Origin of the sequence: Enterococcus sp. AZ171 (assembly GCF_051714005.1) — a bacterium.
Classification (GTDB): Bacteria; Bacillota; Bacilli; order Lactobacillales; family Enterococcaceae; genus Enterococcus_B; species Enterococcus_B pernyi.
On record NZ_JBIORA010000001.1, the window covers coordinates 2,240,633 to 2,265,341 of the forward strand.

28 protein-coding genes are annotated in these 24,709 nt (G+C 39.0%); 12 read left to right on the forward strand and 16 right to left on the reverse strand.

Annotated elements, in window-relative coordinates; all coding sequences use genetic code 11:
- The first annotated feature begins 133 nt into the window (after nucleotides 1-133).
- The 6 genes from IGJ49_RS10885 (at nucleotide 134) to IGJ49_RS10910 (ending at nucleotide 4,827) form a co-directional block, all read left to right on the forward strand.
- Complete coding sequence (locus IGJ49_RS10885; RefSeq protein ID WP_062804846.1) at nucleotides 134-1,123, forward strand: acrylyl-CoA reductase family protein; 990 nt, start codon at nucleotides 134-136, stop codon at nucleotides 1,121-1,123.
- On the forward strand, nucleotides 1,120-1,848 hold the full coding sequence (locus tag IGJ49_RS10890; RefSeq protein WP_438723425.1) for a phosphopantothenate--cysteine ligase: 729 nt from the start codon (nucleotides 1,120-1,122) through the stop codon (nucleotides 1,846-1,848). Before IGJ49_RS10885 ends, IGJ49_RS10890 begins: the two co-directional genes overlap by 4 nt.
- Before the next feature lie 13 nt (nucleotides 1,849-1,861).
- Nucleotides 1,862-2,413, forward strand: coding sequence for a phosphopantothenoylcysteine decarboxylase (gene coaC / locus IGJ49_RS10895; RefSeq protein WP_010734775.1), 552 nt, complete (start codon nucleotides 1,862-1,864; stop codon nucleotides 2,411-2,413).
- A 16-nt stretch (nucleotides 2,414-2,429) separates the two neighbouring features.
- Complete coding sequence (locus IGJ49_RS10900) at nucleotides 2,430-3,044, forward strand: ECF transporter S component (protein WP_010734774.1); 615 nt, start codon at nucleotides 2,430-2,432, stop codon at nucleotides 3,042-3,044.
- 143 nt (nucleotides 3,045-3,187) lie between these two features.
- Nucleotides 3,188-3,838, forward strand: a complete 651-nt coding sequence (locus IGJ49_RS10905; protein WP_010734773.1) for an NAD(P)-binding oxidoreductase — start codon at nucleotides 3,188-3,190, stop codon at nucleotides 3,836-3,838.
- 2 nt (nucleotides 3,839-3,840) lie between these two features.
- A complete protein-coding gene (locus tag IGJ49_RS10910; RefSeq protein ID WP_438723428.1) occupies nucleotides 3,841-4,827 on the forward strand; it encodes an NAD(P)H-quinone oxidoreductase in 987 nt (328 codons plus the stop codon).
- A 50-nt stretch (nucleotides 4,828-4,877) separates the two neighbouring features.
- Here IGJ49_RS10910 and IGJ49_RS10915 read toward each other — a convergent pair whose 3' ends face one another.
- The gene (locus IGJ49_RS10915; protein ID WP_137072690.1) at nucleotides 4,878-6,389 is read right to left on the reverse strand and encodes a flavocytochrome c; all 1,512 of its coding nucleotides are present in this window, start codon (nucleotides 6,387-6,389) and stop codon (nucleotides 4,878-4,880) included.
- 281 nt (nucleotides 6,390-6,670) lie between these two features.
- Between IGJ49_RS10915 and IGJ49_RS10920 the strand changes: the two genes are divergently transcribed.
- The gene (locus IGJ49_RS10920; protein ID WP_023520102.1) at nucleotides 6,671-7,513 is read left to right on the forward strand and encodes a hypothetical protein; all 843 of its coding nucleotides are present in this window, start codon (nucleotides 6,671-6,673) and stop codon (nucleotides 7,511-7,513) included.
- A gap of 837 nt (nucleotides 7,514-8,350) precedes the next feature.
- On the opposite strand, the gene IGJ49_RS10925 is transcribed toward IGJ49_RS10920, so the two are convergent.
- The 3 genes from IGJ49_RS10925 to IGJ49_RS10935 all read right to left on the reverse strand — a co-directional run bounded on the left by IGJ49_RS10925 (nucleotide 8,351) and on the right by IGJ49_RS10935 (nucleotide 10,841).
- Nucleotides 8,351-8,926 carry a GNAT family N-acetyltransferase gene (locus tag IGJ49_RS10925; protein WP_137072692.1) on the reverse strand — a complete coding sequence of 192 codons (576 nt, stop codon included), beginning with the start codon at nucleotides 8,924-8,926 and terminating at the stop codon, nucleotides 8,351-8,353.
- Between the two features lie 18 nt (nucleotides 8,927-8,944).
- A complete protein-coding gene (gene murB / locus IGJ49_RS10930; RefSeq protein ID WP_062804841.1) occupies nucleotides 8,945-9,850 on the reverse strand; it encodes a UDP-N-acetylmuramate dehydrogenase in 906 nt (301 codons plus the stop codon).
- Nucleotides 9,851-9,920: 70 nt separating this feature from the next.
- Nucleotides 9,921-10,841, reverse strand: coding sequence for a Gfo/Idh/MocA family protein (locus IGJ49_RS10935; protein WP_438723431.1), 921 nt, complete (start codon nucleotides 10,839-10,841; stop codon nucleotides 9,921-9,923).
- Between the two features lie 105 nt (nucleotides 10,842-10,946).
- On the opposite strand from IGJ49_RS10935, the gene IGJ49_RS10940 reads away from it, so the two are divergent.
- Both IGJ49_RS10940 and IGJ49_RS10945 read left to right on the forward strand, forming a co-directional pair.
- Nucleotides 10,947-11,699 (forward strand): exodeoxyribonuclease III, encoded by a 753-nt coding sequence (locus IGJ49_RS10940; protein WP_023520106.1) that lies wholly within the window; start codon nucleotides 10,947-10,949, stop codon nucleotides 11,697-11,699.
- A gap of 153 nt (nucleotides 11,700-11,852) precedes the next feature.
- Nucleotides 11,853-12,386 carry a 3'-5' exonuclease gene (locus IGJ49_RS10945; protein ID WP_010734765.1) on the forward strand — a complete coding sequence of 178 codons (534 nt, stop codon included), beginning with the start codon at nucleotides 11,853-11,855 and terminating at the stop codon, nucleotides 12,384-12,386.
- A 131-nt stretch (nucleotides 12,387-12,517) separates the two neighbouring features.
- Here IGJ49_RS10945 and IGJ49_RS10950 read toward each other — a convergent pair whose 3' ends face one another.
- The 5 genes from IGJ49_RS10950 to IGJ49_RS10970 all read right to left on the reverse strand — a co-directional run bounded on the left by IGJ49_RS10950 (nucleotide 12,518) and on the right by IGJ49_RS10970 (nucleotide 15,441).
- Complete coding sequence (locus IGJ49_RS10950) at nucleotides 12,518-12,832, reverse strand: GNAT family N-acetyltransferase (RefSeq protein WP_438723434.1); 315 nt, start codon at nucleotides 12,830-12,832, stop codon at nucleotides 12,518-12,520.
- Nucleotides 12,826-13,044, reverse strand: coding sequence for a hypothetical protein (locus IGJ49_RS10955; RefSeq protein ID WP_438723436.1), 219 nt, complete (start codon nucleotides 13,042-13,044; stop codon nucleotides 12,826-12,828). The genes IGJ49_RS10950 and IGJ49_RS10955 overlap by 7 nt, the downstream gene beginning before the upstream one ends.
- Nucleotides 13,037-13,510: a tRNA (adenosine(37)-N6)-threonylcarbamoyltransferase complex ATPase subunit type 1 TsaE gene (tsaE, locus tag IGJ49_RS10960; protein WP_023520108.1), complete on the reverse strand. Its 474-nt coding sequence runs from the start codon at nucleotides 13,508-13,510 to the stop codon at nucleotides 13,037-13,039. Before tsaE ends, IGJ49_RS10955 begins: the two co-directional genes overlap by 8 nt.
- A gap of 114 nt (nucleotides 13,511-13,624) precedes the next feature.
- Nucleotides 13,625-14,605 carry a phosphate acetyltransferase gene (pta, locus tag IGJ49_RS10965; RefSeq protein ID WP_010734762.1) on the reverse strand — a complete coding sequence of 327 codons (981 nt, stop codon included), beginning with the start codon at nucleotides 14,603-14,605 and terminating at the stop codon, nucleotides 13,625-13,627.
- Between the two features lie 155 nt (nucleotides 14,606-14,760).
- Nucleotides 14,761-15,441, reverse strand: coding sequence for a uracil-DNA glycosylase (locus tag IGJ49_RS10970; RefSeq protein ID WP_438723439.1), 681 nt, complete (start codon nucleotides 15,439-15,441; stop codon nucleotides 14,761-14,763).
- A gap of 123 nt (nucleotides 15,442-15,564) precedes the next feature.
- On the opposite strand from IGJ49_RS10970, the gene IGJ49_RS10975 reads away from it, so the two are divergent.
- Together IGJ49_RS10975 and IGJ49_RS10980 are read left to right on the forward strand one after the other, a co-directional pair.
- Nucleotides 15,565-16,434: a Cof-type HAD-IIB family hydrolase gene (locus IGJ49_RS10975; RefSeq protein ID WP_023520110.1), complete on the forward strand. Its 870-nt coding sequence runs from the start codon at nucleotides 15,565-15,567 to the stop codon at nucleotides 16,432-16,434.
- A 26-nt stretch (nucleotides 16,435-16,460) separates the two neighbouring features.
- Nucleotides 16,461-16,976: an LURP-one-related/scramblase family protein gene (locus IGJ49_RS10980; protein WP_010734759.1), complete on the forward strand. Its 516-nt coding sequence runs from the start codon at nucleotides 16,461-16,463 to the stop codon at nucleotides 16,974-16,976.
- A 174-nt stretch (nucleotides 16,977-17,150) separates the two neighbouring features.
- Here IGJ49_RS10980 and IGJ49_RS10985 read toward each other — a convergent pair whose 3' ends face one another.
- The 5 genes from IGJ49_RS10985 to gloA2 all read right to left on the reverse strand — a co-directional run bounded on the left by IGJ49_RS10985 (nucleotide 17,151) and on the right by gloA2 (nucleotide 21,410).
- Entirely contained in the window at nucleotides 17,151-19,262 is a 2,112-nt protein-coding gene (locus IGJ49_RS10985) for a hypothetical protein (RefSeq protein ID WP_438723442.1), read from the reverse strand.
- A 286-nt stretch (nucleotides 19,263-19,548) separates the two neighbouring features.
- A complete protein-coding gene (locus IGJ49_RS10990) occupies nucleotides 19,549-20,115 on the reverse strand; it encodes a GNAT family N-acetyltransferase (protein ID WP_023520112.1) in 567 nt (188 codons plus the stop codon).
- 53 nt (nucleotides 20,116-20,168) lie between these two features.
- Nucleotides 20,169-20,348, reverse strand: coding sequence for a hypothetical protein (locus tag IGJ49_RS10995; RefSeq protein ID WP_010734755.1), 180 nt, complete (start codon nucleotides 20,346-20,348; stop codon nucleotides 20,169-20,171).
- Nucleotides 20,349-20,428: 80 nt separating this feature from the next.
- The gene (locus IGJ49_RS11000) at nucleotides 20,429-20,938 is read right to left on the reverse strand and encodes a hypothetical protein (RefSeq protein WP_010734754.1); all 510 of its coding nucleotides are present in this window, start codon (nucleotides 20,936-20,938) and stop codon (nucleotides 20,429-20,431) included.
- A 91-nt stretch (nucleotides 20,939-21,029) separates the two neighbouring features.
- Nucleotides 21,030-21,410, reverse strand: coding sequence for an SMU1112c/YaeR family gloxylase I-like metalloprotein (gloA2, locus tag IGJ49_RS11005; protein ID WP_010734753.1), 381 nt, complete (start codon nucleotides 21,408-21,410; stop codon nucleotides 21,030-21,032).
- 277 nt (nucleotides 21,411-21,687) lie between these two features.
- Here gloA2 and pnuC point away from each other — a divergent pair, with 277 nt between their 5' ends.
- A complete protein-coding gene (pnuC, locus tag IGJ49_RS11010; RefSeq protein WP_010734751.1) occupies nucleotides 21,688-22,434 on the forward strand; it encodes a nicotinamide riboside transporter PnuC in 747 nt (248 codons plus the stop codon).
- 148 nt (nucleotides 22,435-22,582) lie between these two features.
- Here the strand turns inward: pnuC and IGJ49_RS11015 are convergent, their stop codons facing one another.
- Nucleotides 22,583-23,848 (reverse strand): hypothetical protein, encoded by a 1,266-nt coding sequence (locus tag IGJ49_RS11015; protein ID WP_023520113.1) that lies wholly within the window; start codon nucleotides 23,846-23,848, stop codon nucleotides 22,583-22,585.
- Nucleotides 23,849-24,013: 165 nt separating this feature from the next.
- Complete coding sequence (pcp, locus tag IGJ49_RS11020; protein WP_010734749.1) at nucleotides 24,014-24,658, reverse strand: pyroglutamyl-peptidase I; 645 nt, start codon at nucleotides 24,656-24,658, stop codon at nucleotides 24,014-24,016.
- Nucleotides 24,659-24,709: the final 51 nt, after the last annotated feature.

Sequence of the window (24,709 nt, forward strand, 5' to 3'; positions counted from 1 at the left end):
TTGCTTGAATTTCCTTTGTACTTTTTCGGTTATCTCGACTTTTTTTTAGAAGAAATTAATCAGCAAACTACTAGAAAATGAAACGCTTTATGGTATGATTAAGGAAAATTTCGAAAGGAGTACCTTCTATCTAATGAATACATTCAAACAGTTTCAAGTAAACAACGAGCCTACTTTTCATACAAGCATCGTTGACAAAGAATTTCCTGAGCTGACTAATAATGAAGTTTGGGTAAAAATCGCTTACTCAGATGTCAATTATAAAGATGCGTTAGCTTGTAGTGAACATGGCCAAGTGATTCGTCATTATCCAATGACTCCCGGAATTGATTTTTCTGGTGTCGTCATGAAAAGCTTGGACAAACGATTTCAACCAGGAGATCAAGTTCTAGCAACCGGCTATGGGTTGGGTGTTAGTCAACCTGGTGGCTATAGCGATTACCAGAAAGTAACTGGAGATTGGCTCATCCCTCTTCCAGAAACGATGACCCTACGTCAGGCAATGGTTTTAGGCACCGCTGGTTTGACTGCTGCACTTTGCGTGAATGCTTTACTTACCCAAGGAATGAAAGCAGAGGACAAAGTGATCGTCACTGGTGCCTCTGGCGGAGTTGGTAGTGTGGCAATTGCCATGTTGCATAAAATGGGCTTTCAGCAAATCACCGCATTTTCTCGTAAAGAAGAAGCAAAGACTTGGCTACAGAAACTAGGGGCGACTCAAGTCGTTCATCCAGAAGCCTTTCTACCAGAAAAAAATAAACCGTTAGATAAACAACAAGTCGATTATGTGATCGATACTGTTGGGGGCGAACAGCTCACACGATTATTGCCTTTGATTGCTTATGATGGCGCAGCTGCTCTCTGTGGCAATGCGGGTGGTATCAAATTGACAACAACAGTGTTACCTTTTATTTTACGTAATATCCAGTTGATCGGTATCGATTCAGTCAATGTCCCACATGAGAAACGCTTGAATATCTGGCAACAACTAGCAGACCTATCTGTAACAGATCATTTAGTCGTCAATGAGATCACCTTAGATCAATTGGAAGAAACGACCCAAAAAATCCTTGATGGGACACACCAAGGAAGAACACTTGTCACTGTAGGTGAAACAATATGAAGGTATTGATCACAGCCGGTGGCACAAGCGAACGAATCGACCAAGTCCGCTCGATCACGAATCATTCGACTGGACGATTAGGTCAAGCCATCGCAGAAGCCTTTCTGGCTCACGAGACTGTGACGATCGACTATGTAACGACACGATCTGCTGTAAAGCCTACTGCTTCTGAGCATTTGAAGATCCATCTCATCGAATCTACTCAAGACTTATTGACTACATTAGAACGATTGATGCAAGAAAATACCTATGATACCATTATCCATAGCATGGCAGTTAGTGATTTCACACCGGCTTTCAGTCTTTCTGAACAACAGTTTGCTGAGCGCTTGAGTAAAGAGGCATTGACCCCTGATTCACTGCCGGCATGGTTTGCAGAAACAGAACGAACCGCTAGTAAAGAAGCCAAGATTTCATCTGATACGGACTATCTCTTTTTGACATTGAAGAAAACACCAAAGATTATTCGTTCTTTACGCCAATGGCAACCAAATGCTGTCATCGTTGGTTTTAAATTATTAGTCGATGTCTCGAAAGAACACTTATTGGAAGTAGCTAAAAATAGCTTGATCACCAATCAAACCGACTATATTTTAGCAAATGACTTGACCCAAGTCAGTGAAACACAACATCATGGATACTTATTATCAAAAAATGGAGAGGTCATAGAAGCCGATACCAAGCAAGAGATTGCAAAATGTATCGTCACTGCGATTTTAAAATAAGGAGGAATTCACGATGAAAAAAATCCTATTAGGCGTATCGGGCAGTATCTCTGCTTATAAAAGTGCAGATATCACAAATCAACTAGTCAAACTCGGTTATCAAGTCGATGTCATCATGACAAAAAGTAGTACCAAATTTATTACACCTTTAACATTGCAATCCCTTTCAAAACGTGCTGTCCATACAGACGTTATGCAAGAAAACGATCCTTCAGTGATCAACCATATCGAGCTAGCCAAACAAGCAGACTTGTTTTTGATTGCACCAGCCACTGCAAATATTATCGGCAAGTTAGCGAATGGTCTAGCGGATGATCTCTTATCGACTGTTGCCATGGCACTTTTACCGGAAACACCAAAATTGATTGCACCGGCGATGAATACTAATATGTACCAACATCCGATCAATCAAAGAAATTTAATGACGCTAAAAGAAATCGGTTATCAAGAGATTGAACCTAGAGAATCCCTCTTAGCTTGTGGCGATTACGGAAAAGGTGCTTTAGCGGATAACCAAATCATTATCGACCAAGTCACACTTCTGCTGAATCAGAGGTCGGTCTAGTATTTAAGGAGTTATGATGAAAAATACCAAAAACTTTACTTTAACTGCTATGTTTTTAGCAATTATGATCTTACTCGCTGTCACGCCTCTCGGATTTATTCCAATTGGGCCGATCAACGCAACAACGATGCATATCCCTGTCATCGTCGCTTCAATTATTTTAGGTCCTCGGCTAGGTGCCTTTCTCGGTGGCACATTTGGTTTGATCAGTCTGATTCGCAGTACGTTCATACCAACACCGTTGTCTTTTGTTTTCTCACCGTTTATTCCGGTGATCGGCACAGATCAAGGAAGCTGGAAAGCCTTGATCATTGCCTTGATACCTAGAATCCTGATCGGTGTTGTTCCTTATTTCGTGTATAAAGGAATACAGCGATTGACAAAAAACAAAGTTAGTCCGCTCTCATTGTTTCTCGCAGGGATCGCTGGTTCTCTGACCAATACGATCTTAGTGATGAACTTGATCTATTTTCTATTCCAACAAGATTATGCACAGGTTCTTGGGACAAATATCAATGCAGTCTATTCAGCAGTTTTAGCGGTCATCTTTACTAGTGGCGTACCAGAAGCAATCGTCGCTGGTTTAGTCACAGCTGCGGTATCTACCGTTTTACTACGAATGATTCGTTAATGATCGGATTAAAAAACCAAAAAAGAGTGATGCGGTATGGTAGCTCTTTTTTGGTTTTTTTGTTGATAAGTGTTTAGTCCTGAATTTTTTATCTTTTGGTGTTACCATGATTGATACAGATATGTAGCGAAAGGATGAAGAAAATGAATATTTTTGTAGTAGGAGCAAACGGACAAATTGGGCGTCATTTGATCCAAAAACTCGGAACAACCGAACATCAAGTTTACGCGGGTGTGCGAGATGTTGCCAACCAAGCGATTTATGATGAAGAAAATATCGCTTATGTTCCCTTTGATTTAACTTGGTCTTCAGAAAAAATGGCGGAAGCCTTTCAAGAGAGTGAACTCGTCATCTTTGCTGCTGGTTCTCAAGGAAAAAATCTTTTACAAGTTGATTTAGACGGCGCAATCAAAACAATGATTGCAGCAGAGCAAGCAAATATCTCTCGTTATTTGATGATCAGTGCAGCTTTTGCGGATAACCGTGAGAAATGGCCTGAGTCAATGACTGATTATTATATTACCAAATATTATGCAGACGAATGGTTGAAAAATCAGACATCATTAGATTATGTCATACTACAACCTGTAGCTTTGACGAACGACGAGGAGGTCACTTCGATCCAATTGACCAAACCAGACGAAAAACCAGCTCAATCGATTACAAGAAAAACGGTAGCAGAAGTTTTAGCAGCGTTAGTGGATCAACCAAACATTTCAAAAACAACTGTTGTACTATCTGAAGGATCAGCTACAGTATCGGATGCCATCAAACAACTTGTTGAGGAGGCTTGATCATGCGTGGAATCTCTATGAAACATCCCGGTTCAGCAGACGTTTTGACTGAAGTGGATGTCCCTAGACCTATTCCAAAAGCTGGGGAGTTATTGTTAAAAGTCCACACCGCTGCGGTCAATCGTACGGATATCATGCGTCGCGAAAATACTACACTTCAAGCGCCTTACCCGATCTTAGGTGTAGAGGTTGCTGGTGAAGTCATTGAAAACGCAAGTGACCGTTCTGAGTTTTCAACTGGAACAAGAGTCTATGGTCTAGTGAATTTAGGTGGCTATGCAGAATATGCCGTAATCCCAGCAGATCGAGCAATCCTCTTGCCCGATTCCCTTGACTACGTATCAGCCGCTGGTATCGCTGAAGTTTTCTTGACTGCCTATCAAACCTTGTATTGGTTAGGAAAACTCCAAAAAAATGAGACTGTCTTGATTCATGCTGGCGCAAGTGGCGTTGGTACTGCAGCGATCCAATTAGCCAAACAATATTCGCAAGCACGCATCATCGTTACCGCAGGTTCAGCTGAAAAGTTAGCCTTTTGCCAAGAATTAGGCGCAGATGAAGTAATCAACTATAAAACGCAAGATTTCGCGGAGGAAGTAAAAAAGATAACTGATGGGCATGGAGTTGATGTCATCTTAGATTTCATCGGTGCTTCTTATTGGGAAAAAAATCTGGCATCGATTGCTGTAGATGGTCGCTGGGTCTTGATTGGCACACTAGGAGGCACAACAGTCGAGTCTCTTGATTTAAGCGTTTTGCTGCAAAAAAGAATCCAATTGATTGGTACGCTATTGACACCAAGAAGTGATGAATACAAAGCAAAACTGACTCAAGAGTTTATGAAAAACATCGATCCTTATTTTGAAACCGGAGCGATCCGTCCAATCATTGATCGAACCTTTCCATTATCAGAAGCAAAAGAAGCCCATGAATATATGGAAGCCAACAAAAACGTTGGAAAAATCATTTTGACAGTCAGTGAAACTTAAAAAGAGAACCTAGGGCATGCGCCTTAGGTTCTCTTTTTATATCATTTCTATTATTGTGCAGAGACAAATTTTGCTGCTTGTTGTCCTGCTTGACGTCCAAAAATAATGATTTCCGCTACAGAGTTTCCGCCGATGCGGTTTTCACCGTGTAAGCCACCAGTGACTTCACCTGCTGCGTAAAGTCCAGTGATCGGTTGTCCGTCTTTATCCACAACTTCTGTGTTCGTATTGATTTTGATTCCACCCATCGTATAGTGGATACCAGGTGCGATTTTGATCGCATAGTAGTTTGGTTTAGACAGATCATGCTCCATGGCTGTCGTACGACCAAATGCTGTATCGTCTTGATTGGCAACTTCTTCGTTCCAAGTTGTTACTGTTTGTGCTAATGTTTCTGCTGGTAAGTTGATTTTCTCTGCCAATTCTTCAATCGTCTCACCTGCAGTTACATAACCTTTTTCATCATAAAACTCAATGGCTGTTGCGCGATCGCGTACCCCTTGGTCAAAAATCAAATAAGCAGATTTTTCTGGCAATGCAGTGATTGCATCTGATACTTTGTCTCGTGTATTCATTTCGTTGACGAAACGCTCGCCATCTTGATCGACTAAGATCGCTCCTTCACCACGTACCACTTCTCCGATCAAGAATCCTTCATCTTGTTGAACCGTTGGATGGATCTGGATCTTATCCATATCGACCGTTTGACCGCCTAATTTTTCAATCATCTTGATACCATCGCCTGTTGATCCCACTTGATTCGTCGTTACATATCCTTCCAGATCTGGACGGTAAGTTTGGATGTATTGCTCACTCGCACCGAATCCACCAGTTGTAACAACTACAGCCTTACCAGTGATTTCTTTTGGTTCTTCCCCTTGGACTTGGACTGTTACTTGGTTAACTGTATCTCCCGTTTTTTGGATATCTGTCACTTCAGTATTTACAAAAATCGGGATTTGGCGTTCGTGGACATTTCGTAATAACCCATCGACTAAATAGCCACCAATAGCAGAACCATCAGAAGGGCGATGTGTTCGTCTTTCGCTCATTCCACCAGTGATCGTCAAGTTATCTAATTTAATGCCATTTTCATCTAACCACTCGATTGCAGCAGCCGAATGATCGACAAAATAGCGTAACATTTCTTTATCATTTGTGCCATTCGCACCTGCTAATGTTTCTTCATAAAAGGCGTCGTTCGAATCAGTGATACCTTCTTCTTCTTGGAATTTTGTTTCAGATGCGTTCATTCCACTTGAAGATTTTAATGTATTTCCACCAGCAACTGGCATTTTTTCAAAAATGACTGGATTCAAGCCTGCATCTTTTGCTTCGATTGCAGCTGCCATACCAGCTCCTCCTCCGCCGACGATGATCAAATCATATTCTTCTTTCATATCAGCTGGATTTGTGTAAGTTTGAGCAGACGCTCCGGATGATACTTCTGTTGATTCTTTTGTGGAAGAGCTACTGGATGCAGATTCTTTTTCATCAGGCGTACAGGCACCTAAGGCAAAAATTGCTGTAACTGTCAGTAACCCTTTAATTGTTTTCTTCATAGTTGTCCTCCTAAAATTTAACACTTACCCCATCATAAGTGATAGCATTCACAAATTCAACCAACAATTTACATTTTCCGTACTACTGGTATCTCACTCTTTTATAAATAACCATTAATATTCCAAATTTTTCAAGTTTTCGTTAGTAACTATCGAAAAACAGTCGAGTTTCTTGAATAAATAGTCAGGCAAAAAAAAATTTTTTTTTTGATCCAAACAGAAGATTTGGGCTTTTTTCATTAGACAAGTATAATCGATATGAAACACGAAGGAGTTCATTTATGAAATTTATCAAACATTTTTTTTCAAAAGGGAGTAAGTCTGCTGGGAAGGTCACTCATGCGATTTACATCATTTTACGTATCATTGTGGTGGTCATGCTCGTCGACCAATTGATCGACCGGAACATGGGGAATATCATGCTCTTATTATTAACTTTATTATTGTTTGAAATCCCCTATTTACTAGAAAAATTACTAAAGATCCAAATCCCTAACACACTGGAAATCATCATCTTATCCTTTATTTTCAGTGCCACTGTCTTGGGTGAATTAAGTGACTTTTATGGCTACTTTTCACTATGGGACACAGCGTTACACGCACTAAGCGGCTTCCTAGCAGGTGGTGTCGGTTTTTCTCTTGTCTATCTTTTGAACAAAAACACGAAAACAATGAATCTGACGCCATTACTAGTCGCTCTAGTCTCTTTCTGTTTTTCCATGACCGTAGGGGTTTTTTGGGAATTTATCGAATTCTCTGCGGATCAAGTCTTGCAGATGGACATGCAAAAAGATAACTATGTTGATCAGATCAACAGTGTCAAATTAAGTGAGGATGGCAACACCGTATATAAGATCAAAGATATCCAACAAACAACCGTCACATATAAAGATGAGCATGGCAAAACCAAAGAGTATGTCATGGCAGATGGGTACTTAGACATCGGGATCTTAGATACGATGAAAGATTTATTCGTCAATTTTATCGGAGCCCTTGTCTTCAGCGTTTTCGGCTATCTTTATACACGAAACGATTATCGGAAATTTACGTTCATCCGGAACTTCATCCCTAGAAAAAAAGGTGTGACCACACGGATGGATACTGCTGGAAACAAAAAAGAGTAGCTGGAGAAAAAGTAAATTTGATTTTAGTTTTTGACCTCAAGCCCAAATAACCGGCTGAACCATAAGCGATAATAGTCAGAAAAAAGGTGAAATCCACAGAAATTCAAAGAGTAATTTTTGGGGATTACACCTTATTTCTCGTGACCAAACACTTCTGTCCCACCTTTTTTTGTTTTCTAGGATCAATAGCCATGATCTTTTGAAGTTCTGTTTTTTTGTCTGTTGTAAACCAGTCACAAAAACAATGATTGACATATTTATCTAATGAATGGCCTAAATCATTCGAACGATCAGGATAAATTGCTAGATTTGGCAGAAATACCTGCTTGGAATCCTAATAAGCTATTTTACGCTGGAAATGGACAAGTAATGAACGTGAGGTTCTTTTCCATGCGAAATTTTTGTAGTATTTTAGCAAAACACCTTGCATTTTTTGGTGATTCAACTATCTCGAGTATCTAATTGACTCTTATAACTAAATCATCTGGACGATTTGTTGTTTTTTTATTAACAGGATTATACACACAAACCTCTTTCTAAGTTGACCTATTATTTCTTGATATTTAAATAACGTTGGTATATGAACTAATAACTTTAATACCTTAGTGAAGGATTTTCCACTTAGCGATCAACCTAATAATTCTCTAACATTGAAGCAATTTGAAGCGTTAGGAAAAAAATGAAATTCCTTTTTGTTTCTATCCTTAAAATCGTGTATACGGTATTCGCAAGCCAACTCCGTCAAAAATAAGCCGTGAAACCCAAAAATTTGAAGAACAATTTTCGGGTTTCACGGCTTATTTCTCGGAGCTGAATACTTCTGTCATCACCTATTTTTTAGGTGCCTTTTTTAATTTTCGATGATAAAATATCTATCACCATTTCATAATCGGGATTTTCGCTACCATCAAATTTCTCAGGGATGAACGTGAAACCTAAACTTTGATAAAGTTTGATTGCTGGATGACTCCATGTCTGTGTGTGTAAATAAATTGGACTTTGTGTCGTTATTTGCTGAAAACAACGGAGCACTTCGATCGTCAAACTTCTGGCAATCCCTTTTCCTTGATGTTCTGGCTTGACCGCTAACCAATGAAAAAGCGGATATTCTTTCTCACGAAGCTTCCACCAAGCAGTGCATGTGGCAATGCGTTCACCTTGTTCGTTGACCACAAAATACATGCGCTTTGCCAGTTCTTCTGGATAAGGGGCAAAAGCTTGGTCAAAGTAAACCAGTGCTTCCTCCACAGAGTCAAATTCACCGACTGCTGTTTCAATGATTGCCCAATCCTGCTCTGCGCCTGGTTGATACTTTTCAAAGCGATACTGCTGATTCAAGGGATAAGAAGGCAATTCTTCATTGAGTGGGCGTGTCATCCAAATCTCTGCATAGGGCAATTGCTTATCTAACATCACGCCACCTACTTTCCTTTAGCTTCTTTTTTCACCAATGATCCGTACTTCTGTTTCTAATGCGACATCAAACTTCTCTTTGATCACCTCTTGGATATGGGCAATCAACTCTGTATAATCAGTTGCTGTTGCATGGTCGATATTGACGATAAAGCCGGCATGTTTTTCCGAAATCTGTGCGCCGCCCCATTTCAAACCTTGTAAGCCTGCTTCTTGGATCAGTTGTCCTGTGAAGTGTCCTTCAGGTCGTTTGAAGACACTACCGCATGAAGGGTATTCCAATGGTTGTTTTGCTTCACGCAATTCCGTCAATTCGTCCATCCGACCTTTGATCATCTCATGATCACCAGGTGTTAATTGGAAACGAGCTTCTAAGACGATGGCCTCCATCTTCTGTAATTCACTGTGGCGATAAGAAAAGGCCATTTCTTCATTTGACAGAGTTTGGATCGTCCCATCACTTAATAATAAATCGACTTCTGCAAACACGTCTTTGATCTCCCCACCGTAAGCTCCTGCATTCATGTAGACTGCACCGCCGATACTTCCAGGAATCCCACAGGCAAATTCGAATCCTGTCAAAGATTCTGCTAAGGCTGCATACGTCGTATCGATCAGTTTCGCACCTGCTTCTGCAATCACCATCGTGCCTTCAACGCTGATTTGGTTCATCTCTGTCAACATGATGACCACGCCGCGTATCCCACCATCTTGGACGATCAAGTTACTTGCATTTCCTAATACCAACCATGGCACTTGGTTTTCTCGACAATAGTCAACTAACTGTTTGACTTCTGATTTGGTTTTGGGAAAAGCTAAAACATCTACCGGTCCACCGGTTTTGGTAAATGTATAATGACTTAACGGTTCATCAAGCAACAGATTCAACTCTGGATTTTTTTTAACGATATCTTCTTTATTCACTGAGGACTTTCCTTTCTTTTCAAACGTCCCCATCATTCTATCACGCTTAAAACAATCTTGCCAGTTTTGCTCAAAGCTGATGACGATAAAGATTATTCAACATCTCCTCACAAAGTGCATGGCTCTCATAAATGTTGGTTTGTTTTAACTTTTCATTATTTGGCGTCGGTTGTTGGATTTCTTCAAAAAATCGTTCAACCATTGGCACAAAACCACGTTTGCTCAGCGTGGTTTCCCAATCACCAAATTTCTTTATTTCCACCGTATCTGGTTTACGGATGACTAATTCTGTCAGATCACTCAATTCATAGGTTCCTTGTTTGCTCGTTACTTGATAGGTTTCAGTATTTGCACCACTTCCAAGATCCATCGTCACAATTGCCATTTGGTTCGCAGTTTCAAGTTGCAACATCGCTACTTCCATAGATTCTTCCTTTTCTCGGATATGAGAAGTTGTTTTGATCACTGGTTCGTCTAATAAATAAACAGCCGTGTCCACCAGATGCAAAAACAGATCGTAAATGACAAAAGCAGTTGTTTCTTTTGCCGCAATGCGATTTTTTTGTAACTGGATCAACCGTTTTTCTGGAATTGCTTTTAATTCTTCGACCATTGGGGCGAATCGTCGGTTGAAGCCCACCATTAAAATCACTTGATGTTGTTCTGCCAATTCTTGTAACTCTTGGATTTCTTTTAGGTCGACACTTAAAGGCTTGTCGATATAAACATGGATATTATGTTCCAAACATTTTTTAGCTAATTGAAAATGAACGCTTGTTGCCGCATGGATCATACATGCTTCGATCTCCTCTTCAATTAAGTCATCCAAAGACTCATACAAATGAGCAAATCCATAGGTTTTCTTCAGACGATCTTTCGTTACCTGATTACGTGTCGCAAAATAAAAATCAACCATTCCTTGTTTCCCTGCATATGTGGGTAAATATGCTTTTTCGGCAATGTTACCTACTCCTACTACGCCAATTTTCATGATTTCCCTCCTGCTATCTGTTATTACTCTTATCTTACACTATTTTTAATAAAAATGAGGTACAATATAATCGCACAGACTTGATAGAAAAAGGAGCGTGTTTTTTTGAAACTGATTTCGTGGAATGTCAATGGTTTAAGAGCCATCGTCAACAAAAATTTTCTAGAAACATTTAAGGAATTTGATGCAGATTTCTTCTGTCTTCAAGAAACAAAGCTACAAGAAGGTCAAATCGACTTGGATTTACCAGGTTACCATCAATATTGGAATTATGCAGTCAAAAAAGGCTATTCAGGTACAGCGATCTTCGCCAAAGAACCTGCATTGAACGTTTCTTATGGAATGGGCATTGATGTCCATGATCAAGAAGGCCGATTGATCACGTTAGAATATCCTGAATTTTACTTAGTCACTTGCTATACACCAAATTCACAAAATGAATTGAAACGTCTCGATTACCGTTTAGAATGGGAATCTGCTTTTTATGATTATTTAGAAGAGTTGAAAAAACAAAAACCGGTAATTGTTTGTGGGGATCTAAATGTTGCCCATGAGAACATCGATTTGAAAAATTGGAAAACGAATCAAAAAAGTGCCGGTTTCTCTATCGAAGAACGAAACGCATTGTCTCATTTACTTGATAATGGTTTTGTAGATACTTTCCGTTACTTCTATCCAGAGTTAGAAGGTGTCTATTCTTGGTGGAGTTATCGTTTCAATGCTCGAAAAAACAATGCAGGTTGGCGTATCGATTATTTCTTGACGAGTGAAGATTTGACACCTCGTTTGGTTGATGCAAAAATCCATACATCGATTCTAGGTAGTGACCACTGCCCTGTCGAATTAATTATCGAATAGTTAGGATAGCAACGGAAGAAATTGGGTTGTCCCGATTTTCTTCCTTTGATCCTTCACTGGCACCATATTTACTTGATACATAGTCTGAAAAAGCTATTTCTTTTCATACAAATCTATGTTATGGTTTATTTTTTAAAGGAGGCTTATTTGAAAATGAATTTTATCGCGATGGACTTTGAAACTGCGAACCACCAATCTCATAGTGCGTGTTCCTTAGCCCTTGTCAAAGTGGAGAACAGTCAGATTGTCGATGAATTTTATACCTTGATCCAACCGGAAACGCCATTTTTCTGGCGGAACATCCAGATCCATGGTATCCGACCCGAAGATGTCCAACAGGCACCTAAATTTCCAGATGTTTGGCAGAAAATCGAAAAGTATTTCCAAAAAAACCGATTAGTCGTTGCGCATAACGCCGCATTTGATACAAAAGTATTAGCTGGTTGTTTAGATTATTATCAGTTGCCTCAACCGAACTATCTCTCATTGTGTACCGTCAAAACAAGTCGCCGCTTGTTTCCAGAAATGCCAAATCATCGCTTGAATACAGTTTGTGAAAATTTGGATATCACGTTGAAAAATCACCATGATGCGTTAGAAGATAGTCGAGCATGTGCGGAAATCTTGTTATATCAGGAAAAATATTTTGGGACAGACCCATTGAAAAAATTAGTCACAGTGAAATAGTTCAACTAGCTAAAATAAGCTAATTCTTGCATTTCTATTGGTTGATTCCCTCGTACGAAAGAATCAAAGATGATGATAAATAAAGAACCTGAAAAGTGGACAACTATTTTTCAGGTTCTTTGTTTTTGAAATCAGTTTATTTTATGCTCGATCGTTCGTTTCATCTTGATTATCGCCAATGATTGACCTTGTCTTCTCGAAGAGTCAACACTTTGGGTTTCCTCTTGAAACCCCATTTTTTGATAAAGATTTATGGCTCGTTGATTGCCCGCCAATACGTCAAGAACCAACGTACTAAATCGCGCATTTTCTGTAGCCCAAATGATTGCCTCCTCTAAAAGAATCTTACCTAACCCCATTCCCCAATATTCTTTCAAGATACTGATCCCTATTTCGCCATGACGGGGCAAGTCAGGTTTGGGAGCAACAGAAACAACACCTACCACCTGTTTTTGACACAGGCTAAAAATAATAAATGTTCTGCACTTTCTTTTATTCGAGACAATTCAGTTGCAAGTACCTCTTTACTTTTATTGAGTGAACGCTCCTCAACAACAAAATAATCCGTTTCTTGTCTCGCTTGGCGTAGCATCACTAACAATCCTTCAGCATCTGATTTCTCCGCTTCTTTTAACGTCAGTTCAACATCATTAGCCATGAGAATTCGCCCATGCTTCATAGATACGTTTTTCAAACTCTTGACTATTCGGTCCGTATGATTGGAATTTCACATATCTTTTTTCTAATTCTGTATCACTTTTCTCAATAATCAGTTCCAAATAATCTTCAGGTAAAGCATCTTCTAATAGATTTCCCCACTCAATGACTGAAAGTCCATCACCTTCAAAATATTCATCTAATCCCAAATCAGCACCGCTAGCAGCGACACGATAGATATCCATATGGTACAAAGGCATTTTTCCTTGTGTATATTCCCGAATGATCGTATAGGTCGGACTCTTGATCATTTGAACGATGCCTAATCCTTTTGCAATTCCTTTTGTCAAAGTCGTTTTACCAGCACCTAGATCGCCAGTTAACACTAGATTATCTCCCGGATGAGCGACTTTTCCAATGATTTCTGCTAATTGGTCTGTCATCGCCACACTTGTTAATTCAATCATCATCATTTCTCCTCATTCTTTTTTGTCAGTATAACGTGTAATCCAACAAAAAAAAAGAAAAGAGTCAGGAATCCTCAGCTCCCTAGCCCTTTTCTTTTTAGATCTACTGTTCGATTAATCTAATAATGTTTGTGCACCTGTAATGATTGCTAATTTGTAGACATCTTCTTCATTAGCACCACGAGAAAGGTCACTTACTGGTTTGTTCAATCCTTGTAAGATTGGTCCGATTGCTTCAAAGTTACCAAAACGTTGAGCGATCTTGTAGCCAATGTTTCCTGATTGTAATTCAGGGAAGACAAAGACTGTTGCTTGACCTGCCACTTTAGAATCAGGGGCTTTTAATTGAGCGACTGCTGGAACGTAAGAAGCATCAAATTGTAATTCGCCATCGATCGTATATTGAGGCGCTAATTCTTTCGCGATTCTTGTTGCTTCAACCACTTTATCTACTTCAGGAGCTGCTGCAGAACCTTTTGTTGAAAAGCTCATCAATGCGATTTTTGGATCGATATCGAATAGTTCAGCTGTTTTTGCTGATTCCACAGCAATTTCAGCTAATTCTTGTGCGTTTGGATTCACGTTGATCGCACAGTCAGAAAAGACATACTTTTCTTGATCTCTACCGCGAACCATGATCATAGCACCACTTGTACGACTTACACCTGGTTTTGTTTTGATGATTTGTAGTGCTGGACGTACTGTATCTCCGGTTGAATGGATCGCTCCAGAAACCATACCATCAGCAATGCCCATATATGTAAGCATTGTTCCAAAGTAATTGACATCTTTTAAGATTTTTTCTGCTTGTTCTTTTGTTGCTTTTCCATTACGGCGTTCAACAAAAGCTTCGACCATTTCATCCCATTTTTCATAATCATTTGGATTGATGATCGTGAAGTTAGATGTTTGGATACCACGTGCATTTGCTGCTGCTTCAATTTCTTCTTTGCTGCCGATCAAAATCGGTTCAACTAATTCTTCTGCTTTTAAACGTGCTGCTGCTCCTAAAATTCTTGCATCCGTTGCTTCTGGAAACACGATTTTGATGCCGCGACGTACAATTTTAAATCTTAAACTATCAAACAATTCCACAAGATGACCCCCAGTTATTTTTATTAACTACCATGATACACTATTATCAAAAAAAAGAACAGTTTTAAATTTCTGTATCAGTCAAATAATGGATAATAATTAAGTTTTTCACATAATCCGGAAAAACTGCACTATAACAGGAAAGCGCTGTATCATTACACTGTTTTAGGCAGTTGCCAATCAATCGGTGTTTCACCCAGAGCAAGCAACGCATCATTCGTTTTTGAAAATGGTTTTGAACCAAAAAAGCCACGATGCGCCGATAATGAGCTTGGATGTGGGGCTGTTATTATAATGTGTCGACTTTTATCGATCATTTTCATTTTTTCTTGTGCAGGTTTCCCCCAAAGAATAAATACGATCGGTTTGTCTCGTTCATTCAGCTTTTCAATGATCGCATCCGTCAATTGTTCCCAGCCTTTTCCGCGATGAGAATAAGCTTGCCCTTCTCTGACAGTTAGTACAGTATTCAACAGCAGCACACCTTGTTTGGCCCAAGTCACTAAATTCCCATGAGAAACTGGTTCGATCCCTAAGTCATTCTTCAATTCCTTGTAGATATTGACCAGAGACGGTGGTGTTTTTACTCCTGGTTGTACGGAAAAAGAAAGACCATGTGCTTGATTTACTCCATGATAAGGGTCTTGTCCTAGAATCACGACTTTGACTTCTTCATAGGGAGTCAGCTCTAACGCTTCATAAACATGATACATATCCGGATGGATTTTTTGAGTTGCGTACTCATTTTTTAAAAATATTCTCAACTGCTGATAGTAATCTTTTTCAAATTCATCAGCTAATACTTCTTGCCAACTATTGTGGATGATTTTCTTCAAATTTCCCACCTCCTATTTTCCAGAATAACTCACAAATTATTTGTTAACAAGTCAAAATCTTCCATCTTATCTCGCATTAGTATGTTAAACTAGGAAGGAGAAAAGGAAAGGAACGGTAATCACATGATCAAATTAATTGCCTCTGATATGGACGGCACTTTACTCGATGCACATATGAGTATCTCAACAGAAAATACTGAAGCAATCCGCATGGCAAATGAGCTGGGTATTGAATTTATGGTCGCTACTGGACGTAACGCACAAGAAGCACGAGCAGCCTTAGATGAAGCAGGAATCGATTGTGCGATGATCACTTTGAATGGCGCGCAAGTTTTTGACAGATCCGGTAAGTCGCTTTTTACAGTACCAATTCCAAGTCCCCAAGCCATGACAGTTATGGATATTTTAGATGCAAATGGTATTTATTACGAGGTAGCGACAAACCAAGGATTGTATTCGGAAAGCCAACCAAAAAGAATCGAAAGCTTTGCTTCTTCCATTGCGACCCATATGCCCCATTTGACTTACAAAATGGCGATCGCCATGGCTTCAGCTAATCTTGAACTCTTACACATCACTTATGTTGACAGCATTCGCGAATTACTACTTGATGATAAACTTGAAGTCCTAAAAATCATCTGTTTCCATACTGAAGGTCCACGTATTTTAGGCCCTGTAGGGAAAGAAATCAGTAATTTAGGCGAACTGGCAGTGACCTCTTCTGGTCAAAATAATCTTGAAGTCAACCATAAAAATGCTCAAAAAGGAATCGCAGTTGCTCATGTCGCTCATGAACGAGGGATCACTTTAGATGAAGTCATGACGATCGGTGATAATTTCAATGATGTCAGCATGTTGCAAACCGCCGGCGTTAGTTTCGCTATGGGAAATGCAGAGATCGAAGTCAAAGATTACGCTAAATACTTAACAGACACGAACCTTGAATCGGGTGTTGGCAAAGCCATCTTACGCGCAATCAACGAAAATCTATAGTTGTTTGAAGAAAGAGGGGAACAAATATGTCAGAATTTTTCATTCAGGAAAAACAGCTGAGTCGTGCGACCCGGACAATCGTCAAAGACGAAAAAGGCAAATCACTTTTTTTGATGGTCGGCCGCTGGGGAACGAAAGGAGATGCTTTATCTCTTTATGCCATGAATGGAGATCTAGTCGCTCATATCAAACAAATCAGTCTGACATTTGGGACACGCTTTGAACTTTATAAAGATTTCGAAAAAGTCGGTACGATGCAAAAGATTTTCAATTGGCCAGGAGATTTTTATTATATTCGCCGATTACATTGGACTGTTCAAGGAGATATCTATAATCATCGTTATCAGATCCAGCATTTCAATGAACCAATCATGGAAATGGACAAAGCAACCCTCTTTACCGGTGATTATTATGTCCTTGATATCCCTTGTGAAGAAAATGCGCCTATCTGTATCTGTATCGCTGCTGTCCTTGATTACTGGCTCTATCGAAAAAACAAAGACAAAGAAACACCTCTTTCTTATCGCTTTGATGTCAACTAAAAATAAGGTTGTGACAGAAATGTCCAGCTCCGAGAAATAAGCCAGAAAACTCCGAAAATTGTCTTTCAAATTTTTGGAGTTTTCTGGCTTATTTTTAAAGGAGTTACTTCTGGAACACCGTTTATTCAGGTTTAAAGGGATCAGACAATCGATGTCACAGCTTCGTTTTTTCTTTTACACCTGTTTTCTTCTATAGAAAAGAAGTGTCACTACATAGATAAGCACTGCACCTACCATGATCCACAAATTATTTCTTTCCCCATTTGTTTGAGGGAAAAGCTGTTGATTTTGTGATTGTACATTCTTAGTCGAAGGATCATCATTATTGGTATTTGATTCAACAGCTAGCGCTACTTTATTTTCACGTCTATCGTTCATTTGCATCGTACCTGATCCATCGCTTTCAACTGTTCCTTCTCCACTGATAACAGGCTCGTCAGACTCGTTTGTTGATGAAACACTACTAGCACTACTTGTTGTGGTACTTGTATCTGATTGCTTTCCATTTTTACCTGGATAGGTACTGCTTTCGCTCGTACTTGGCTCTGTACTGCTTTCACTCGTACTTGGCTCTGTACTGCTTTCACTTGTGCTTGGTTCTGTACTGTTTTCGCTCGTACTTGGTTCTGTACTGCTTTTACTTGTGCTTGGTTCTGTACTGCTTTCACTCGTACTTGGTTCTGTACTGCTTTCACTCGTACTTGGTTCTGTACTGCTTTCGCTCGTACTTGGTTCTGTACTGCTTTCGCTCGTACTTGGTTCTGTACTGCTTTCGCTCGTACTTGGTTCTGTACTGCTTTCGCTCGTACTTGGCTCTGTACTGCTTTCACTCGTACTTGGCTCTGTACTGCTTTCGCTCGTACTTGGTTCTGTACTGCTTTCGCTCGTACTTGGTTCTGTACTACTTTCGCTCGTACTTGGTTCTGTACTGCTTTCACTTGTGCTTGGTTCTGTACTGCTTTCGCTCGTACTTGGTTCTGTACTGCTTTCACTCGTACTTGGTTCTGTACTGCTTTCACTCGTACTTGGTTCTGTACTGCTTTCACTCGTACTTGGTTCTGTACTGCTTTCACTCGTACTTGGTTCTGTACTGCTTTCACTCGTACTTGGTTCTGTACTGCTTTCACTCGTACTTGGTTCTGTACTGCTTTCACTCGTACTTGGTTCTGTACTGCTTTCACTCGTACTTGGTTCTGTACTGCTTTCACTCGTACTTGGTTCTGTACTGCTTTCACTCGTACTTGGTTCTGTACTGCTACTTGTTGTATCTGTCGTGTCATCATGCGTATTTGGTACAGCAAAAATTTCATTTGGGTCCCAACGATTTGTTGTAGCATTCAAGATCACATTTTTCCCTATGATCGTTCCATCTTGACTTTGATTGACTGTAATATCCGCACAAGGTGCAATAATCGTTCCTTGGAAAGGCGCATTGATTTCTAATTTTTCTGTTAGATTACCAAAATTCCAAGAAATATTGGCATCAGAAAAATCTTCTGTTTGATGATTGGAACGTTTATTATATTGGATCTGGGATTGTACCGAAAAATTAGTCGGTGCATCGACAACATTGATTATAAGCACTTTTCCCTCAGGATTGTTGATTCGTAAGGGGGTATTCTTTGCCAGAACAGAAGCAGCAACATTGATGACATAGGGCTGGTCCCCAACCAGATCTGTACAGTCAATCACACGATTATTCATATCAGGGAAATCATCTGGCGTATATGTTTTTAATGGATCTAATGACATCAACATATTTGATGTCAGCATTAAATTTTCAAACTCTTTGTTGAAATCAATATATTGAGCATCTTCTCGATCTTGATAGAACTCATCCACTGATAAATGATCCAATCTTGTTCCATTGACAATTATTTTATCGTTTTCCGTCGTGATCACATTGTTTGGTCCCACAATAAATTTATTCGATCGTTTAACAGAAGCCGCAGTTTCTGCTGAGCTAATGATTGTCTCAACGGATTGTGCATAATTGATCTCTTTATTTAAATCCCCTGTACTGATCGATGTACCGAAGTTATTCGTTGCTGATAAAACACTCGTTGCTACATTCCCCTCTGTATGCGCATTGATGGTCGTTTTTTCTTTTGCGAACACATGGAACTGAGAAGCAATCCCTAATACCCCATAATCACCAGTCAAATCATCATAAACACTTCCTGGATCTTGTGGAAGAAATGTCTCAGCAATTACTTGGATTGGAAAAAATAAATGGAGAAGCAAAACAGACATTAGGGAAAGATTCACAACTTTATTTTTGAACATTTTTTCATCTCTTTTCATCAATATATGAAATTTCATAACATAAAAACATTCGTAATTATATTCCTAAAAATCGATAAAATACATATTTTTTCTGAAATTATATAGAAAAATTACATTAATTTCATACATTCTTCATTTAACATAACGTATAGTATTTATATTCTTTCACAATTATTTTTGAATTATGTGATATTCCTCACTTTTTTATTAATAAAAAAAGACACACCTTTTCAGGTATGCCTGCATTTTGTTAATCTGGTAAGCTTGATTGAGCAATAAAAACTCACTAGACGATTTTCTTTTGCATATGATCATACAGATGTCCACTAATCGTTCGTTCCCCGATTACTTTGAACCCATGGCGCTCGTACAATTTTCTAGCTTGCGGGTTTTGCTTATCGCAACTTAGTCCAATGACATCGCGGTTTTGTTTTTTGACGATTGGTGGCAATGCTTCTAACAAAGAGGAACCGATTCCTTGTCCTCTAAATTCTTCTGAAACACAGATAGAATCTAAATACCATTCATCAGGGAATGTTTCTCTATCCGTAAACATTTTTACTTGCTCATAAATGCCATGCTTTTGTAAGATTTTTTCTAACGGCTGGTCGATGATTGGTTCTTCTTCGTCTGTATAACCGTAAACGATTCCTGCTACCTTGCCTTCTCGCTCATCAACGATCCCTCTTGTATAGCTGTAACGATAGTCTGGGTCTGTAATGGCTTCTTCCAAGACTTCTAATGTTTTTTCTTCACCGTACTTTAAAAGAAACGGTAAGTCCATATCTTTCAATATAACTAAAATAAGCGGAGCGATAGCTGCCGCATCTTCTTTTTTTGCATTACGAATCATTTCTGACACTCCTTTTTTTCATTTTACCATAATGAAATCTCAGAGCAAAACAGCTAATTCAAATAATCTTCAATTTTTTGTGTCACGAAATAACCATTCGAAACGATTGTTTTTGCTTCAAAACGACAGTAGGGGCAAACAATCGGCATCTCTTTTTTTACGTGTTCGACGATATGATTTACTTCTTCATAAGTGAATTTTTTTCCACAGTTTGGACAAACCATTTTTTGCATGATTCCCTCAATCCCTTCTTTGTTTTACACTTTTAGATTACTCTTATCTATAAAAAAAGAGAAGTGAAACCACTTCTCTTTCAAGCACTGATCAATACATCTTCTAAATGATTCGTTCCATCTACGGCTACAGAATAATACAATTGACCACTTTTTGTCGTGATTTCCCAACTTTTTGCTTTCCCGTGATGTTTTCCGACTTTATGGACTGCTTCTTTCATTGCTGCCTGTGGATGTTTCACTTGATGGATCGTTTTCAAGTGAAAGAATTGCCCTGGTTCGTTTCGGCTTTCATCAACAACCATCGTCTTTCCTGAGATTGGATTCACTGTGATCACTCGATTGGGAGTATAAAAAATATATTCATACATCTTTTTATTACTTTGTTCTTCGTCTAATTGGTTGAACTGGATACGACTGACTTTCTCTTCATGGTACTCATCTCGCAAAATAGACACTGCCTTTTGCAATGAGATTTGATATTCTTGGTCACTGATGTCATCAAAAGAAAAGTTTGCATCCAATAGTCCTAACGAAGCCGCTAAGCTAACAATGATAGCAATCGATGCTGCAATGATTATTTTTTTCATTCCACTCTCTCCCCGTTTTTTTTTAGAATAACAAGAAATAGGAAAGAAAAAAATCGAATGAACGGAAGAAAAAGTGACAAATTTGTTACCTTTATTCGTGTAACTCCAACGGCAATCCGTCCGGATCAAAAAAGAAAGTCATTTTTTCGCCTGTAAAGGTATCGATACGGACTGGTTCAGTTTCAATCCCCAATCCTTGTAGTTCCGCGACTGTTTCTTCGATATGTTCCACTTTGAATGCTAAGTGCCTCAAACCACAAGCTTCTGGATAGCTCGGTCTTTTAGGTGCGTCTTTGATGCCAAAAATCTCAAGCTCCATATCTCCTAGTTTTAAATCTAGCTTATAATCGCCACGGTCTTCTCGATAATTTTCACGAATAACTTCAAAACCTAGCAAATCAACATAAAAAGCACGTGACTTTTGGTAATCCGACACAATGATCGCAACATGGTGAACGGTTGTTAAATTCATTCTCACACTTCCAATCTTTTTGTTTCCTTTATCTTATCAATACTTTTAGACATAGCATAGATTTTTCTCCCGCTGCACAAAAAAAGAGAGACCACATCAAATGGCCTCCTACTTTTCATCGTTTGAAAGTAAATGTTTCTCAGAAAACAATCAAATCGAATAATAACATATATTTTTTTAAAATGAAAGACTAGAAATAAATTTTAAAAGGAATACAATAATTTGTGTCTCTAAAATAAACAGACACTATATATTGTGTTTCAAGGAGTTTTTTATTATGAGTAATTATTTCAGATTTTTGATTCATCAATTGAAAGGTTGGCCTCAACAAAATTATTATCTATTCTATTTTAGCCTAGGTTGCCAAGTCATGACACTTGTGAATCAGCCAATCACTTGGTTATCGATCATTACCTTTATCGGGACAAATCTAGGGGTGTTATGTATTTTATCAATCAATGCCGCTAAATCAGTCAACGGTATTCTAGGAATTCTCTCTGCTATTTGTTTTATCGTCGTTGGCTTTTCTGCCAAAAACTATTTAAGTATCGGCGAACAAATTGCTTACATGGTCACATTGGATATCCCAGTTTTATTAAGTAAAGAATGGAATCATAATATGGCTTCTAAAATTCGAGAATTTAGTGGAAAAAGTTGGTTGATTGCATTAACCGGGACTGTTTTCGTTTACTTGATTTCAGGTTATTTGATTGGTACGTATACAGACGACCCTCGTCCTTGGATCGATGCCATTGCTTTTTCGATCAGTCTTTCTGCCGGCATCATTAGCTTCCTTCGCTACAACAATCAGTATTATTGGTGGCTTGCTTCTGGTCTTGCACAAATGGTCTTATGGTATGTTTCCTATACCCATGGGTCTGCTAGTTTAGCTATGTTTATCAATAGCTCTGTTTACTTGATCAATGACTTATTAGCCTTTACTGTCTCTCCTTGGTACAACAAAAAAGAAAGAGCGCGCATGCAGCGCATGGAAGCAGAATATTTTTCGCACCATGTTTCTTGATGGAAAACAATAAATAAACTTGTACTAGAAATTGGTTTGTTTTTCAAACCTCTTACTAAAGCGAGAAAGTCACCCAAAATAGGATGGGACTTTTCTCGCTTATTTCTAGGTATCGTCATACCAAGATTCTCTCAGCGGTTCGAGTCAACTAAATCAAATCCTTGAGCAACATTCTAATGTCTTCATCCATCGTTTGTATCACTGATTCCAATTCTTGGAATTTTTTTAATGCAAGCTGTTGTTCTGAAGTAAATACATAGTCTGCTTGTTCATATTCTTGGATCAAAGAGGCGACTGATTGTTTTTTGATTTTCTTTGCAAGTTCTTGCCATTCAGTTTCTGTCACAGTTTTTGTTGTAGCTTGCTGTTTTTCTTCGCGTTCTTTGCGTAAAATCTTTAGAAAACCATTTCTCATCACCCGAGGGATACTATCGAAAAAACCAGTTGTAAATCCATAACGCTGATATTGTTGCCAAACAAAATAATAAATTTGCGGTTGGATAAAACGCTGTTCTTTTGCTAATCGATCGACGTCTACAGCTTCATTCTTCGATCCTTCTCGCAGATTAGCGATAAACTCTGCAAAAAAAGCGACAGATGGTTGGCTTGTCTCAGCCATTGAAACAGATGACCAATCTTTTCGAAGAAATAGTTGATAATTAGTCAAGAACGCTTCAACATCTTTAGTCAAATCTTCTGAAAAATCCTCAAATAATGATTTTTTCTCAAGGATTTTTTTCGGCTTTTCTTTTGCCTGATAGCTCACTTGTTGGATGTACTTTTCCATTGCTTGATAGTCTGCCAGATAAATCGGTAACTGGGCATGACGAAATTCAGTGAGTCGTTTAGTCAGCTTTTTATCTGGTAAAATCGGTTGTTTCAGCCGGCGATTATGATACAACATTAGACAATATTCTTGCCAGAGTCGTTCAGGAAAGGCAATATTTTGTTGTTTCAGCCAGAGGATCTCATCCAGCGCTAGATCCACTTTAGTCATTCCCTGATTGATCGACGCTGCAACTGTTGGACTAACGTGCAAGTGTTCTGCAAAATGATTGATCCCTAGTTTTAATTCCTTACCCGTTTTAGGGGAACGAACGATGTATTGGACTTTCAGTTCACGGCCACATTCACAATAAAGTTTCTGTTGCCTACGTGATGTGCGATAAAATGGATTGATCTTAAAGTCAGAAAAAATCCAATCCGTTGCTGCTAAATAGTTTTCTTCCAAAAACCGTGAGTGGATCAAGTAACGACGATGTTGATCCATGACAATTCGTTGTTGTTTCGTCAATCGTTCATAGATTTCCCATCGTTGGCTACTTGTATATTGTTTGGAGATTTTTATTGGGTAGTGTTGCTTGATTTCTTTTGGGAACCATTCATCAAAAATTGCTTGCCAACTTTCATTCATACCTTTCACCTGCCTTTCTAAATTAAGAGAGTAAAAATAAATACGTTCAAAGAGCAACAAAAAAGCCGAAAATAATGTGAGCTATTTTCGGCTTTTCGCTTTTTTCATACGTGAAGCTGAGGTTGTGACAGGAGTGTCTTGCACTTGCTGCGCTTCAGCTAACTATCAGTGAGTTGTTCCTGCGTTACCTGAAATATCTTCTTTGTTGTTGACTGCTGCTTCTACCGCATAAGTCAATGAAGCCGCAATATCATCAAGTGACATTGCCGGTGTCCCTACAGGGCGATCGATGACTTGATCTGGTGAGAATGGTACATGGATAAAGCCTCCACGAATCGTTGGGAACTCTGTTTCGATCAAGTGTAACAATCGATACATGATGTCGTTGCAAACAAACGTACCAGCTGTATAAGAAATATAGGCTGGTAAACCATGTTCATGGACATTTTTTGTCATTGCTTTGATTGGTAATGAAGTAAAGTAAGCAGCTGGGCCGTCTGCTTCTAACGGCGTATCAAATGGCTGGTTACCTTCATTATCTGCAATACGTGCTTCAGCTAGATTGATTGCTACGCGTTCAAAAGAAATCGCTGAACGTCCACCCGCTTGACCAACACAAATCACGATTTCAGGTTGATGTTCTTGGATTGCTTCTTTTACGACTTGACCACTTTTACCAAAAACAGTGGGAACTTCTAATTTGATGATTTCTGCACCGGCAATCTCAGACGGCATTTTTTTGACTGCTTCATAGGCAGGATTTACTTTATCTCCACCAAATGGATCAAAACCAGTTACGAGTACTTTCATTTTTCATTCCTCCATTATTCTATAAAATGATGCGCTCAATTCATCCTTCAA